This is a genomic window from Burkholderia dolosa (assembly GCF_902499135.1).
GTDB classification, from domain to species: Bacteria; Pseudomonadota; Gammaproteobacteria; order Burkholderiales; family Burkholderiaceae; genus Burkholderia; species Burkholderia dolosa.
Genome location: NZ_CABVPR010000013.1, coordinates 18,684 through 32,253 on the forward strand (window position 1 = coordinate 18,684; position 13,570 = coordinate 32,253).

The 13,570-nt window shown below is 66.0% G+C and carries 11 protein-coding genes; 10 read left to right on the top strand and 1 reads right to left on the bottom strand.

All coding sequences use genetic code 11. The features are described from left to right. Window positions 1-130 precede the first annotated feature (130 nt). From der to BUB20358_RS08420, 10 genes are all read left to right on the top strand, one after another. On the top strand, window positions 131-1,468 hold the full coding sequence (gene der / locus BUB20358_RS08375; RefSeq protein ID WP_006764219.1) for a ribosome biogenesis GTPase Der: 1,338 nt from the start codon (window positions 131-133) through the stop codon (window positions 1,466-1,468). A 140-nt stretch (window positions 1,469-1,608) separates the two neighbouring features. Then, window positions 1,609-1,848 carry an RNA chaperone Hfq gene (hfq, locus tag BUB20358_RS08380; RefSeq protein ID WP_006399927.1) on the top strand — a complete coding sequence of 80 codons (240 nt, stop codon included), beginning with the start codon at window positions 1,609-1,611 and terminating at the stop codon, window positions 1,846-1,848. 72 nt (window positions 1,849-1,920) lie between these two features. After that, complete coding sequence (gene hflX, locus BUB20358_RS08385) at window positions 1,921-3,096, top strand: GTPase HflX (RefSeq protein WP_006764220.1); 1,176 nt, start codon at window positions 1,921-1,923, stop codon at window positions 3,094-3,096. A 47-nt stretch (window positions 3,097-3,143) separates the two neighbouring features. Next, the gene (hflK, locus tag BUB20358_RS08390; protein WP_006764221.1) at window positions 3,144-4,478 is read left to right on the top strand and encodes an FtsH protease activity modulator HflK; all 1,335 of its coding nucleotides are present in this window, start codon (window positions 3,144-3,146) and stop codon (window positions 4,476-4,478) included. A gap of 15 nt (window positions 4,479-4,493) precedes the next feature. Then, complete coding sequence (gene hflC / locus BUB20358_RS08395; RefSeq protein WP_006764222.1) at window positions 4,494-5,393, top strand: protease modulator HflC; 900 nt, start codon at window positions 4,494-4,496, stop codon at window positions 5,391-5,393. 36 nt (window positions 5,394-5,429) lie between these two features. After that, window positions 5,430-5,621 carry a DUF2065 domain-containing protein gene (locus BUB20358_RS08400; RefSeq protein ID WP_006764223.1) on the top strand — a complete coding sequence of 64 codons (192 nt, stop codon included), beginning with the start codon at window positions 5,430-5,432 and terminating at the stop codon, window positions 5,619-5,621. A 99-nt stretch (window positions 5,622-5,720) separates the two neighbouring features. After that, a complete protein-coding gene (locus BUB20358_RS08405) occupies window positions 5,721-6,869 on the top strand; it encodes an ATP phosphoribosyltransferase regulatory subunit (protein WP_035972289.1) in 1,149 nt (382 codons plus the stop codon). Window positions 6,870-6,982: 113 nt separating this feature from the next. Continuing rightward, on the top strand, window positions 6,983-8,329 hold the full coding sequence (locus tag BUB20358_RS08410) for an adenylosuccinate synthase (RefSeq protein ID WP_006764225.1): 1,347 nt from the start codon (window positions 6,983-6,985) through the stop codon (window positions 8,327-8,329). Window positions 8,330-8,334: 5 nt separating this feature from the next. Beyond that, window positions 8,335-8,931 (top strand): phosphoribosyltransferase, encoded by a 597-nt coding sequence (locus BUB20358_RS08415; RefSeq protein WP_006764226.1) that lies wholly within the window; start codon window positions 8,335-8,337, stop codon window positions 8,929-8,931. 270 nt (window positions 8,932-9,201) lie between these two features. Further along, window positions 9,202-11,115 carry a potassium transporter Kup gene (locus BUB20358_RS08420; RefSeq protein ID WP_006764227.1) on the top strand — a complete coding sequence of 638 codons (1,914 nt, stop codon included), beginning with the start codon at window positions 9,202-9,204 and terminating at the stop codon, window positions 11,113-11,115. 129 nt (window positions 11,116-11,244) lie between these two features. Here BUB20358_RS08420 and BUB20358_RS08425 read toward each other — a convergent pair whose 3' ends face one another. Beyond that, complete coding sequence (locus BUB20358_RS08425) at window positions 11,245-13,569, bottom strand: Tex family protein (protein WP_035972291.1); 2,325 nt, start codon at window positions 13,567-13,569, stop codon at window positions 11,245-11,247. Window position 13,570: the final 1 nt, after the last annotated feature.

Genomic DNA, 13,570 nt, shown 5'->3' on the forward strand with positions numbered 1-13,570 from the left:
AAAGACGACGGCGTGCAACGCGCGCCCGGCGCGCGCGTCAGGCGCGGCGCGAATTCGTGATATTTTCATTCAGCGCAGCCGCCCGCAGCAGCGGGCCTCCCGCTGCTGCGCCTCACCGTAGAAAACACAGATGAAACCGGTCATTGCCCTCGTTGGGCGCCCCAATGTGGGGAAATCCACGCTGTTCAACCGGCTCACGCGCTCGCGCGATGCGCTGGTGGCCGACTTGCCCGGCCTGACGCGCGATCGCCATTACGGCGAAGGACGGGTCGGCGCGCGGCCGTACCTCGTCGTCGACACCGGCGGTTTCGAGCCGGTCGCGAAGGACGGCATCCTTCACGAGATGGCACGCCAGACGCGGCAAGCCGTCGAGGAAGCCGACGTCGTCGTGTTCATCGTCGACGGCCGCAACGGGCTCGCGCCGCAGGACAAGTCGATCGCCGACTATCTGCGCAAGACGGGCCGGCCGATTTTCCTCGTCGTCAACAAGGCCGAGGGGATGAAGTACACGGCGGTCGCAACCGATTTCTACGAACTCGGGCTCGGCGATCCGCGCGCGATCTCGGCCGCGCACGGCGACGGCGTGACCGACATGATCAACGAGGCGCTGGAAGTCGCGTATGCGGACCAGCCGGAGGAAGAGGACGACAACGATCCGTCGCGCGGCGTCAAGATCGCGATCGTCGGCCGGCCGAACGTCGGCAAGTCGACGCTCGTGAACGCGCTGATCGGCGAGGATCGCGTGATCGCGTTCGACATGCCCGGCACGACACGCGATTCGATCTACGTCGACTTCGAGCGCAACGGCAAGAAGTACACGTTGATCGATACCGCGGGCCTGCGGCGGCGCGGCAAGGTGTTCGAAGCCATCGAAAAGTTCTCGGTCGTGAAGACGCTGCAGTCGATCGCCGATGCGAACGTCGTCATTCTTCTGCTGGATGCGCAGCAGGACATTTCCGATCAGGACGCGCATATCGCCGGCTTCGTCGTCGAGCAGGGCCGCGCGCTCGTGATCGGCGTGAACAAGTGGGACGGGCTCGACGAGCATGCGCGCGAACGCGCGAAAGCGGATTTGACCCGCAAGCTGAAGTTCCTCGACTTCGCGAAGTCGCACTTCATTTCGGCGGCGAAGAAGACGGGCATCGGCGCGCTGATGCGCTCGGTCGACGACGCGTACGCGGCCGCGATGGCGAAGCTGCCGACACCGAAGCTCACGCGCGCGCTGATCGAGGCGGTCGAGTTCCAGCAGCCGCGCCGCCGCGGTCCGGTGCGTCCGAAGCTGCGCTACGCGCATCAGGGCGGACAAAATCCGCCGATCATCGTGATCCACGGCAACGCGCTCGACGCGGTGACGGAAACGTACAAGCGTTACCTGGAAAACCGATTCCGCGAAACTTTCTCCCTGACCGGGACTCCATTGCGCATAGAGTTCCGTTCGTCGAACAATCCGTACGCGGACAAGGGCTGAAGCCCGTCGCGCAACGGCCTGCCGCATGGCCTATGGCCGGGCGAGGCAGGCAAAATCGGCTATAGTGTAGCGATTGGCGGCGGATCTCTTTTTCTTCGTCGCCAATCCAGATCAACCTGCAAAAAAAGATGGAGTACGCCATGAGCAACAAAGGGCAATTGTTACAAGACCCGTTTTTGAACGCACTGCGCAAGGAGCACGTTCCCGTTTCGATCTACCTCGTGAACGGCATCAAGCTCCAAGGGAACATCGAATCGTTCGACCAGTACGTCGTGTTGCTCCGTAATACGGTGACCCAGATGGTTTACAAGCACGCCATCTCGACGGTCGTGCCGGCGCGCCCGGTGAATTTCCATCCGGACGCGGAAGCCTCGTCCTAACCCATTGCTGCGGCCGGCATCCGGTCGCCGCGAGCGACCGATGCCAGCCGCCTTATCTTGACACCCGATAATTTGATCAACGCAGCGCTCGTCGGCATCGATTTCGGCAAGACCGATTTCGAAGCCAGTCTCGAAGAACTCAGTCTTCTCGCCTCCAGCGCGGGGGCTCATCCCGCCGTCACTCTCACGGGCCGCCGTTCCAGTCCCGATGCCGCGATGTTCATCGGCAGCGGCAAAGCCGACGAACTGCGGCTTGCGTGCGACGCGCACAACGTCGAAATCGTCATCTTCAACCACGCGCTTGCGCCGGCCCAGCAACGCAATCTGGAGCGTGCGCTTAACAGGCGCGTGGTCGATCGCACGAGCCTGATCCTCGATATCTTCGCGCAACGCGCGCGCAGCCATGAAGGCAAGCTGCAGGTCGAGCTCGCGCAGCTGCAATATCTGTCGACTCGGCTGATCCGCGCGTGGACTCACCTCGAACGGCAAAAGGGCGGTATCGGTCTGCGCGGCCCCGGCGAAACGCAGCTGGAAACCGACCGTCGGCTGATCGGCGAGCGCATCAAGATGCTGAAGTCGCGGCTCGATCGGCTGCGTCGTCAGCACAGCACGCAACGCCGGCAGCGTGCGCGCAGCGGCACGATGTCGGTGTCGCTCGTCGGCTATACGAACGCCGGCAAGTCGACGCTGTTCAATGCGCTGACGAAAGCGCAGGCCTACGCGGCCGACCAGTTGTTCGCGACGCTCGATACGACGTCGCGGCGCGTGTATCTCGGCGACGAAGTCGGGCAGATCGTCGTGTCGGACACGGTCGGATTCATCCGCGAGCTGCCTCACCAACTGGTCGCCGCGTTTCGCGCGACCCTCGAGGAAACGATCCACGCGGATCTGCTGCTGCATGTGGTCGATGCGTCGAGCGCAGTGCGGCTCGAGCAGATCGAGCAGGTCAACGGCGTGCTGCACGAGATCGGCGCGGACACGATCCGCCAGGTGCTGGTGTTCAACAAGATCGATGCGGTACCTGAGCTGGCGGCCCGCGGCGACGCGGTCGAGCGGGACGAGTATGGTAATATTTCGCGCGTCTTTTTGAGCGCGCGCACCGGTCAGGGACTCGACGCGTTGCGTGCCGCCATTGCCGAGATCGCCTCCGCGGAACATCTTTCCGGCGCGACGTTACCGAACGGTGCGCTCGACGGCGCGTCCACTGAACCACACGAAGACCGCACGATTTCCGAACACGGGCGCTAACCGGTCCCGGCCGGTTAGCCGGCGTCCAATCTGGTGAACAAACTCTGGTGAACGAATACAACGAGCGGAGTACCTGGCGACGGATGCGCGCCTTGCTGTCGATCAACGATCCCCGCTGGGGACGCGGCGAAGGCAATGGCGGTTCCCGTCCCCGTGTAAACGAATCGAAGCGTCCGCCCGGCGGCGACGGTGACGGTCCGCCCGATCTCGACGAGATGTGGCGCAATTTCAACCGGCGTCTGAGCGGCCTGTTCGGCGGCCGAGGCGGCAACGGGCTGCGGCCCGACAACGGCCGCGCGGCGCGGGTCGGCGTCGGTATCGTGATCGGTGTGCTCGTCGCGATCTACGCGGGCAGCGGGCTGTTCGTCGTGCAGGAGGGCCAGACCGGCGTCGTGCTGCAGCTCGGCAAGCTCGCGGGCACGGTCGGCCAGGGCGTGCACTGGCGTCCGCCGTATCCGTTCGCATCGCACGAGATCGTCGATACGTCGCAGGTCCGTTCGATCGAAGTCGGCCGCAACAACGTCGTGCGTCTCGCAAACGTGAAAGAAGCCGCGATGCTCACGCGTGACGCCGACATCGTCGACGTGCGCTTCATCGTTCGCTACCGGATCCGTTCCGCCACCGACTACCTGTTCCGCAGCGTCGATCCCGAGCGCAGCGTGTCGCAGGCCGCGCAGGCGGCCGTGCGCGCGATCGTCGGCACGCGCAGCGCAGCCGATATCCTGAGCCAGGACCGCGACGCGCTGCGCGAGCAGATTTCCGCGGCAATCCAGCGCGATCTCGATCGCTATCGGTCGGGGCTCGAAGTGACGGCCGTCACGATGCAGAGCATCGCGGCGCCCGAGCAGACGCAAGCGGCATATGCCGAAGTCGCGAAGGCGCGCGACGAACGCGAGGCCGCGAAACGCGCCGCCCAGGCGTATGCGAACGACCTGCTGCCGAAGGCGCAGGGCGACGCCGCGAAACTCGTCGACGAAGCGAAGGCATACGCCGATCGCGTGGTGACGGAGGCCGAAGGCGACGCCGATCGTTTCAAACAGGTGTACGCGCAGTATTCGAAAGCGCCGGCCGTGATCCGCGAGCGCATGTACCTGCAGACGATGCAGGAAATCTATTCGAAGGCGACGAAGGTGTTCGTCGGCAGCAACGGCGGCAGCAACGTCGTGTATCTGCCGCTCGACAAGCTCGTCGAGCAGGGGCGGCAAAGTGCGGCGGCGGCCGGCGCGTCGGCGCCCGACGCGGCGTCGGCGGCAACGGCCGGTGCGGCAGCGAGCGCACCGGCGAGCGCGGCATCGGCCGCAGCGACGCCGGCACCGGGCAGCGACGTGCTGCGATCGCGCGAAGCGTTCCGCAGCCGGTCGCGCGAAGACGATACGAAGTAACGGAGAGCGCCGAACATGAACCGAATCATTGCGCTCGTCGTCGCAATCGTGATCGTCGCGTTTGCGGCATCGTCGACGATCCTGTCCGTCGATCCGCGGCATACGGCCGTGCTGTCCGGTCGCGACGGCGGCCAGCCCGAACTCGCGGGCCCCGGCATCCATTTCAAGCTGCCGCCGCCGTTGCAGACGGCCACGCTGATCGATACGCGCGTGCAGTCGTTCGAGTCGCCCGATCCGCTGCAACTGGCGACCGAAGACAAACACGATCTGCTCGTCGCGTACGCGGCCAAGTACCGCGTCAGCGACCCGATGAAGTACTTCACGGCAACGGGCGGCGATCCGGCTGCGGCTGCCGATCGTCTCGCCGGTGCGCTGAAAGCCGCGCTCGGCGATGCGTTCGCCAAGCGTGCACTCGACGATGCGCTCGGCGGCCAACGCGAGATTGCCGATGCGGCCCGCGCCGCGGCACAGGCGCAGGCGTCCGCGTTCGGCGTCGAGCTGGTCGACGTACAGCTGACGCGCGTCGACTTGCCGGCCGCGCAGACCGATGCCGTCTACCAACGGATGATTGCCGCACTGCGCGATCAGGCCGCGCAGGTACGCGCCGAAAGCGCGGCCGACGTCGAGCGGATCAAGGCCGATGCCGAGCGCGAGCAGCAGGCGATCCTCGCGAACGCGTACAAGTCCGCGCAGACGATCAAGGGCGAGGGCGACGCGAAGGCCGCGACGATCGCCGCCGATGCGTACGGCCGCGACCCGCAGTTCTATCAGTTCTACGCGAGCCTGCAGGCCTACCGGAATACCTTCAAGCGCAACGACATCATCGTCGTCGACCCCGACAGCGAGTTCTTCCGCTTCATGCGCAGCCCGACGGGCGGCGCCGCACCGACGGCGCCCGCTCCCCGCAAACACTGACCTTGGGGCGCCGCGTCCGGCGGCGCCGTCGCTCGCATGGACCTGGCTGGCTCGTTGTTGCTCGCAGTAGCGCTGATGCTGATCATCGAGGGAGCGTTTCCCTTCGTGTTTCCCGTCGCCTGGCGCGACACGTTTCGTAGAATAGCGGAGCGGCCGCCGCATCATATCCGGGTCGGCGGGCTGATCGTGATGGCGCTCGGGCTCGTGCTGCTGCTGCTCGCCACTTGATCCGGACGGCGCACCGGCCGTTCGTCCCGCCCGATTCCGATTTCCGATTCATTCGCGGCGCGCGTGTCGCGCGCCGTTTTCCGTCGTAGGACCGTACCGATGTCGACCTGGTTACTTCCCGAGAATATCGCCGACGTACTGCCGTCGGAAGCGCGCAAGATCGAGGAGCTGCGCCGCAGGCTGCTCGACCGCTTCCGTTCGTACGGCTACGAAATGGTGATGCCGCCGCTGCTCGAGTATCTCGAGTCACTGCTGACGAGCGGCGGTGCCGATCTGCGCCTGCGCACGTTCAAGCTGGTCGACCAGCTGTCGGGCCGCACGCTCGGCCTGCGCGCGGACATCACGCCGCAGGTCGCGCGGATCGATGCACATCTGCTGAACCGGCAGGGCGTCACGCGTCTCTGCTATGCGGGCCACGTGATGCATACGCGTCCGCGCGGGTTGCACGCGACGCGCGAGCAGATCCAGATCGGCGCCGAAATCTACGGGCATGCGGGGCTGGAAGCCGATCTCGAGATCCAGCAGCTGATGCTCGACGCGCTGAGGCTCGCGGGCCTGTCGCGCGTCCGCCTGGATCTCTGCCACGCCGGCGTGCTGGCTGCGTTGCTCGCGCGCGATGCGCAGGCCGCGGAGCGCGGCGAGGCGCTGTACGACGCGCTGTCGGGCAAGGACGTGCCGCTGCTGAACGAGCTGACCGACGATCTCGGTGCGGACACGCGCGCTGCGTTGCGCGCGCTGCCGCAACTGTACGGCGACGCGAGCGTGCTCGACGACGCGCGTGCGCGGCTGCCGGTGCTGCCCGAAATCACGCGCGCCCTGGACGATCTCGCGCAGCTGGCCGCGCAGGCCGAAGGCGCCGAAGTGGCGATCGATCTCGCCGATCTGCGTGGTTACGCGTATCACAGCGGCGCGATGTTCACCGCGTACATTGACGGCGTGCCGAACGCGATCGCACGCGGCGGCCGTTACGACCACGTCGGCCAGGCATACGGCCGCGCGCGCCCGGCGACCGGTTTCTCGCTGGATCTGCGCGAGCTCGCCCGGATTTCGCCGGTCGAGGCGCGCGGCACCGCGATTCTCGCGCCGTGGGCGCAGGACGGCGCGCTGCGCGCGGCGGTCGCCGCGCTGCGCGATGCGGGCGAGGTCGTGATCCAGGCGCTGCCCGGGCATGACCACGTGCTGGACGAATTCGCGTGCGACCGTTCGCTTGTCGAGCGCAACGGCGCGTGGGTGGTCGAGCCCCGTTAAACAGGCGTTCGCGGTGCGTGCTTCGGCATGCATATCGTTGAAGCGAAACGGAAAAATTCGGAATCGCCCGCGAACATAGGTAAAATACGTTTTTAACCAGCTAACGAATCAACATGTCTGCCAGCGCAGTGAACGTGACTCCCGGGCGCAACGTCGTCGTCGTGGGGACTCAATGGGGTGATGAAGGCAAGGGCAAGATCGTCGACTGGCTGACGGACCACGCTCAGGGCGTCGTGCGTTTCCAGGGCGGTCACAACGCCGGCCACACCCTCATCATCGGCGGCAAGAAGACGATCTTGCGCCTCATTCCGTCGGGCATCATGCGTGAAGGCGTCGCCTGCTACATCGGCAACGGCGTCGTGCTGTCCCCGGAGGCACTGTTCAAGGAAATCGGCGAACTCGAAGAAGCCGGCGTGAACGTGCGTGACCGGCTGTTCATTTCCGAAGCGACGACGCTGATCCTGCCGTACCACATCGCGATCGACCAGGCGCGCGAAGCGCGCAAGGGCGCCGGCAAGATCGGCACGACGGGCCGCGGCATCGGCCCTGCATACGAAGACAAGGTCGGCCGCCGCGCGCTGCGCGTGCAGGACCTGTTCGATGCGAAGACGTTCGCCGACCGCCTGCGCGAAAACCTCGATTTCCACAATTTCGTGCTGACCCAGTACCTGGGCGGCGCAGCCGTCGATTTCCAGGCGACGCTCGATACGATGCTCGGCTATGCCGATCGCCTGAAGCCGATGGTGGCCGACGTGTCGCGTCGTCTGTACGACGCGAACAACGCGGGCCAGAACCTGCTGTTCGAAGGCGCGCAAGGCACGCTGCTCGACATCGACCACGGCACCTATCCATTCGTCACGTCGAGCAACTGCGTCGCCGGTGCGGCAGCGGCCGGCGCGGGCGTCGGTCCGCAGAAGCTGAACTACATTCTCGGCATCACGAAGGCATACTGCACGCGCGTCGGCTCGGGCCCGTTCCCGAGCGAGCTGTACGATGCGGACAACCCGAAGCGTCAGGATCAGGTGGGCGTCACGCTCGCGAACGTCGGCAAGGAGTTCGGTTCGGTCACGGGCCGTCCGCGCCGCACCGGCTGGCTCGATGCGGCCGCGTTGCGCCGCTCGATCCAGATCAACGGCGTGTCGGGCCTGTGCATGACGAAGCTCGACGTGCTGGACGGCCTCGACGAAGTGAAGCTGTGCGTCGGCTACAAGATCGACGGCAAGGACGTCGACATCCTGCCGCGCGGCGCAGCCGACGTGGCCCGTTGCGAACCGGTGTACGAGACGTTCGGCGGCTGGAAGGAAAGCACGGTCGGCATCAAGACATGGGACGGGCTGCCGGCGAACGCGCAGGCCTATCTGAGCCGCGTGCAGGAAGTGGCCGGCGTGCCGATCGACATGGTGTCGACCGGTCCGGACCGCGACGAAACGATCCTGCTCCGCCATCCGTTCAAGGTGTAATGTCGATGACGCAGCAAATCACGATGACGGCGGCAGACCTGATGACCGATCCGCGCAACGACGACAAGAACCTGTGGGTGGGCTGGGACGAATACCACCGCCTGATCGAACTGCTCGCGCTGCAGGTGCATGCGTCGGGCTGGAAGTTCGACCAGATCCTGTGCCTCGCGCGCGGCGGCCTGCGGGTCGGCGACCAGCTGTCGCGCATCTACGACGTGCCGCTCGCGATCCTCGCGACGAGTTCGTACCGGGAAGCTGCCGGCCGCGAACAGGGCGAGCTCGACATCGCGCAGTACATCACGATGACGCGCGGCAATCTCGCGGGCAACGTGCTGCTCGTCGACGATCTCGTCGACTCGGGCGTCACGCTCGCGCGCGTGCAGGAGCACCTGAAGGAGCGTTATCCGGCCGTCACGGCCGTGCGCTCGGCCGTGCTCTGGTACAAGGCCTGCTCGAAGGTCAAGCCCGACTATCACACGCAGTTCCTGCCGACGAACCCGTGGATTCATCAGCCGTTCGAGGAGTGGGACACCGTACGTCCGCACAACCTCGAGGCGTGGATCAAGCGCGGTCGCGCGCAGCGCGACGGCTCGGGCGCGTAAGCGGCCGGCCGATCGACGGAAAGCCTGCTACGGCGCCGCTTGCGGCGCCGTTTTTCGTTGGTGCGCCGGCTTGCTCGGCGCGATGGCCGGTGTGCCCGTAGGCAGCCGGCCCGGCCCCGGCTATGATGGCCCTGCCACAGCTCGCGGCGGATTGCATGTGCAGCGTGGATCACGTGGCTTCACGGCAACAGCGCAGGGCGGTGTTTCACGGGTGCGCGAGTAGAATAGCGCTCGTTTTGTCCGAATCCGGACCCGATTATTACGCTTTATATGAACGACACGATCCACGCGACCGACGCCGCCCACGCGCATTCGACGCACCAACATTCGATGCGCTCGCTCGCGATAGCGGCTATCGGCGTCGTGTTCGGCGACATCGGCACGAGCCCGCTGTATTCGCTGAAGGAGGCATTCAGTCCCGCGCACGGCATTCCGCTCACCGAAAGCTCGATTCTCGGCGTGATCTCGCTGCTGTTCTGGGCGATCATCCTGGTGGTCGGCGTCAAGTACCTGCTGTTCGTGATGCGCGCGGACAACAACGGCGAAGGCGGCGTGCTCGCGCTGATGGCGCTGTCGCTGCGCCCGCTCGATTCGAAGACCCGCCTCACCGGCGCGCTGATGGCGCTCGGCATATTCGGCGCGTGCATGTTCTACGGGGACGCGGTGATCACGCCCGCGATCTCGGTGATGTCGGCCGTCGAAGGTCTCGAAATCGCGACGCCGCATCTGTCCCATCTCGTATTGCCGATCACGATCGTGATCCTGATCGCACTGTTCTGGATCCAGCGTCACGGCACCGCGACCGTCGGCAAGCTGTTCGGGCCGATCATGGTGCTGTGGTTCGTCGCGATCGCGGCGCTCGGCGTCTATCACATCGTGCGCGTGCCCGGCATCATTGCGGCGATCAATCCCTATTACGCAGCGTCGTTCATGTCCGAGCACCTGCTGCAGGCGTACGTCGTACTCGGTTCGGTCGTGCTGGTGCTGACCGGTGCGGAAGCGCTGTACGCGGACATGGGGCACTTCGGCGCGAAGCCGATCCGGTTTGCTGCGTACACCTTGGTGATGCCGTCGCTGGTGCTGAACTACTTCGGTCAGGGCGCGCTGCTGATCCAGAACCCGAAGGCGATCGAAAACCCGTTCTTCCTGTTGGCGCCCGAATGGGCGCTGCTGCCGCTCGTCGTGCTGTCGACGGTCGCGACCGTGATCGCGTCGCAGGCGGTGATCTCCGGCGCGTATTCGCTGACGTCGCAGGCGATCCAGCTCGGCTACGTGCCGCGCATGAAGGTGCTGCACACGTCCGAGCTCGCGATCGGTCAGATCTACGTGCCGGTCGTGAACTGGCTGCTGCTGTTCGTGATTCTCTGCATCGTGATCGGCTTCAAGAGCTCCGACAATCTCGCCGCCGCGTACGGGATCGCCGTGACCGCGACGATGGTGATCACGACGGTGCTCGCGTGCGTCGTGATGGTGAACGTATGGAACTGGAACCGGCTGCTGGTCGGCGCGATAATCACGGTGTTCCTCGCGATCGACCTCGGCTTCTTCGGCGCGAACCTGCTGAAGGTCGCGCAGGGCGGCTGGCTGCCGCTCGGCATCGGCGCGCTGCTGTTCTTCCTGCTGATGACCTGGTACAAGGGGCGGCACATCGTCAAGGAGCGCACGGCCGCCGACGGCATTCCGCTCGAGCCGTTCCTGCAGGGCTTGCTTGCGCATCCGCCGCATCGCGTGTCGGGCACCGCGATCTATCTGACCGGCAACGACAAGCTGGTGCCCGTCAGCCTGCTGCACAACCTGAAGCACAACAAGGTGCTGCACGAACGGACGATCTTCCTGACGTTCGTCACGCGCGACATCCCGTATGTGCGCGACGACAAGCGCCTGAGCGCACGCGACGCGGGCGGCGGGCTGTACATCGCCAAGGCCGAGTACGGCTTCAACGAGACGCCGGACGTCAAAGCGGTGCTCGAGGAATTCGGCCGCACGCACGACATGACGTTCGAGCTGATGGATACGTCGTTCTTCCTTGCGCGCGAGACGGTCGTGCCGACGCATCTGCCCGGCATGTCGATCTGGCGCGAACGCGTGTTCGCGTGGATGCATCAGAACGCCGCGAAGCCGACCGACTTCTTTGCGATTCCGGCGAACCGCGTCGTCGAACTCGGCACGAAGATCGAGATTTGACGACGACCGCAACGAAGACGGCGCGCTGCGCCGCTCTGCGCCGCGACGTCGAACGGCGTCGTCGAAATGAAAAAAGCCCGCCGTCAGGCGGGCTTTTTCCTGTCGCGAAGACGCGAACGACCGTCGCGCTCAGCGCTGCTTGAGCTTCGCGAACGCGGCGGCCATCGCGCCGGCCGGTTCCGGCTCGCGCGAGCGCTGCGGACGCGCGGCGCCGCGGCCGGCATTGCCGCGGTCCTGGCCGCCGCGTTGCGACACGCCGGGCGCCGCTTCGTCGTCGAGCCGCATCGTTAGCGAAATGCGCTGCCGCTTCACGTCGACGTCGAGCACCTTCACCTTGACGACTTGCCCGGCCTTCACGACCTCGTGCGGATCCTTGATGAACTTCGTCGACATCGCGGACACGTGCACGAGCCCGTCCTGATGCACGCCGATGTCGACGAACGCGCCGAACGCGGCAACGTTCGTCACGACGCCTTCGAGCAGCATGCCGGGCACGAGGTCGGACACCTTCTCGACGCCTTCACGGAACGTCGCGGTCTTGAACTCGGGACGCGGATCGCGGCCCGGCTTCTCGAGCTCGGCCAGAATGTCGCGCACGGTCGGCAAGCCGAAACGTTCGTCGACGAATTCGGCCGGTGACAGCCCGGCCAGCGCGTCGCGATTGCCGAGCACGTCGTCGATGCGCTTGCTGATCTTCGCGAGGATCCGTTCGACGACCGGATACGCTTCCGGGTGCACCGACGACCGATCGAGCGGATTCTCGCCGCCGTTGATGCGCAGGAAGCCGGCCGCCTGCTCGAACGTCTTGTCGCCGAGGCGCGGCACCTTGCGCAGATGCTCGCGGGACGGGAACGGACCGTTCGCGTCCCGATAGTCGACGATGTTGCGCGCGAGCGTCGCGTTCAGGCCCGACACGCGCGCGAGCAGCGCGACCGATGCGGTATTCGCGTCGACGCCGACCGCGTTCACGCAGTCTTCGACGACCGCATCGAGCGAGCGCGCGAGTTCGCGCTGGTTCACGTCATGTTGGTACTGGCCGACACCGATCGCCTTCGGCTCGATCTTCACGAGTTCCGCGAGCGGATCCTGCAGACGACGCGCGATCGACACGGCGCCGCGCAGCGACACGTCGAGTTCCGGGAATTCCTTCGCGGCGAGCTCGGACGCCGAGTAGACCGACGCGCCGGCCTCCGACACGACGATCTTCTGCAGGCGCAGCTCCGGATGCTTCGCGATCAGCTCGCTCGCGAGCTTGTCGGTCTCGCGCGACGCGGTGCCGTTGCCGATGCTGATCAGCTCGGCCTGCGTCTGCGCGGCGAGGCGCGCGAGCTTCGCGATCGAACCGTCCCAGTCGCGCCGCGGCTCGTGCGGGTAGATCGTGTCGGTTGCGAGCAGCTTGCCGGTGCGATCGACGACCGCGACCTTCACGCCGGTGCGCAGCCCCGGATCGAGGCCGATCACGGCTTTCGGGCCGGCCGGCGCCGCGAGCAGCAGATCCTTCAGATTGCGCGCGAACACGCGGATCGCCTCGGCTTCGGCCGTGTCGCGCAGTTGCGTGAGCAGTTCGTTCTCGATGTGCGGCTGCACCTTCACGCGCCAGCACCAGCGACACACGTCGGACAGCCACTTGTCGGCCGGCCGGTTCTGGTTCGAGATGCCGAAATGGCGCGCGATCATCGCCTCGCCGGGATGCGGCACCTGTGCATCGAGCTCGTCGCCGAGCCCGAGCCGGATCGTCAGCACGCCGGCGTTGCGGCCGCGGAACAGCGCGAGCGCGCGGTGCGACGGCACGGTCTTGATCGTTTCCGCGTAATCGTAATAGTCGCGGAATTTCTCGCCTTCCTCGCTTTCCTTGCCGTCGACGACCGCCGACGACACGACGCCCTGGTTGTACAGATAGTCGCGCAGCTTGCCGAGCAGCTCGGCGGTTTCGCCGAATTGCTCGGACAGGATGTCGCGCGCGCCGTCGAGTGCGGCCTTCACGTCGGCGACGCCCTTGTCGGCGTCGACGTATGCGGCGGCTTCGGCTTGCGGGTCGAGCAGCGGATTCGCGAGCAGCGCATGCGCGAGCGGTTCGAGCCCGGCTTCGCGCGCGATCTGCGCGCGCGTGCGGCGCTTCGGCTTGTACGGCAGGTAAAGGTCTTCGAGCACCTGTTTGCTGTCGGCCGCATCGATCGCGGCGCGCAGTTCGTCGGTCAGCTTGCCCTGTTCGTCGATGCTCGCGACGATCGCCGCGCGGCGATCCTCGAGCTCGCGCAGATACAGGAGACGTTCCTCGAGCTGGCGCAGCTGCGTGTCGTCCAGGTTGCCAGTCGCTTCCTTGCGGTATCGGGCAATGAACGGAACGGTCGAGCCTTCGTCGAGAAGTTGCACTGCCGCCGCGACCTGGCGCGGCTGGACGGACAGTTCGGTGGCGATGCGCTGTACGATCTTGAGTGCTACGGTTTCCGTCATG

Coding starts and splice junctions, on each gene's coding strand:
- hflC (WP_006764222.1), top strand. CDS start 4,494: ATGAACCGAATCATTGCGCTCGTCGTCGCAATCGTGATCGTCGCGTTT.
- BUB20358_RS08420 (WP_006764227.1), top strand. CDS start 9,202: ATGAACGACACGATCCACGCGACCGACGCCGCCCACGCGCATTCGACG.
- BUB20358_RS08400 (WP_006764223.1), top strand. CDS start 5,430: ATGGACCTGGCTGGCTCGTTGTTGCTCGCAGTAGCGCTGATGCTGATC.
- der (WP_006764219.1), top strand. CDS start 131: ATGAAACCGGTCATTGCCCTCGTTGGGCGCCCCAATGTGGGGAAATCC.
- BUB20358_RS08410 (WP_006764225.1), top strand. CDS start 6,983: ATGTCTGCCAGCGCAGTGAACGTGACTCCCGGGCGCAACGTCGTCGTC.
- BUB20358_RS08415 (WP_006764226.1), top strand. CDS start 8,335: ATGACGCAGCAAATCACGATGACGGCGGCAGACCTGATGACCGATCCG.
- BUB20358_RS08405 (WP_035972289.1), top strand. CDS start 5,721: ATGTCGACCTGGTTACTTCCCGAGAATATCGCCGACGTACTGCCGTCG.
- hfq (WP_006399927.1), top strand. CDS start 1,609: ATGAGCAACAAAGGGCAATTGTTACAAGACCCGTTTTTGAACGCACTG.
- BUB20358_RS08425 (WP_035972291.1), bottom strand. CDS start 13,569: ATGACGGAAACCGTAGCACTCAAGATCGTACAGCGCATCGCCACCGAA.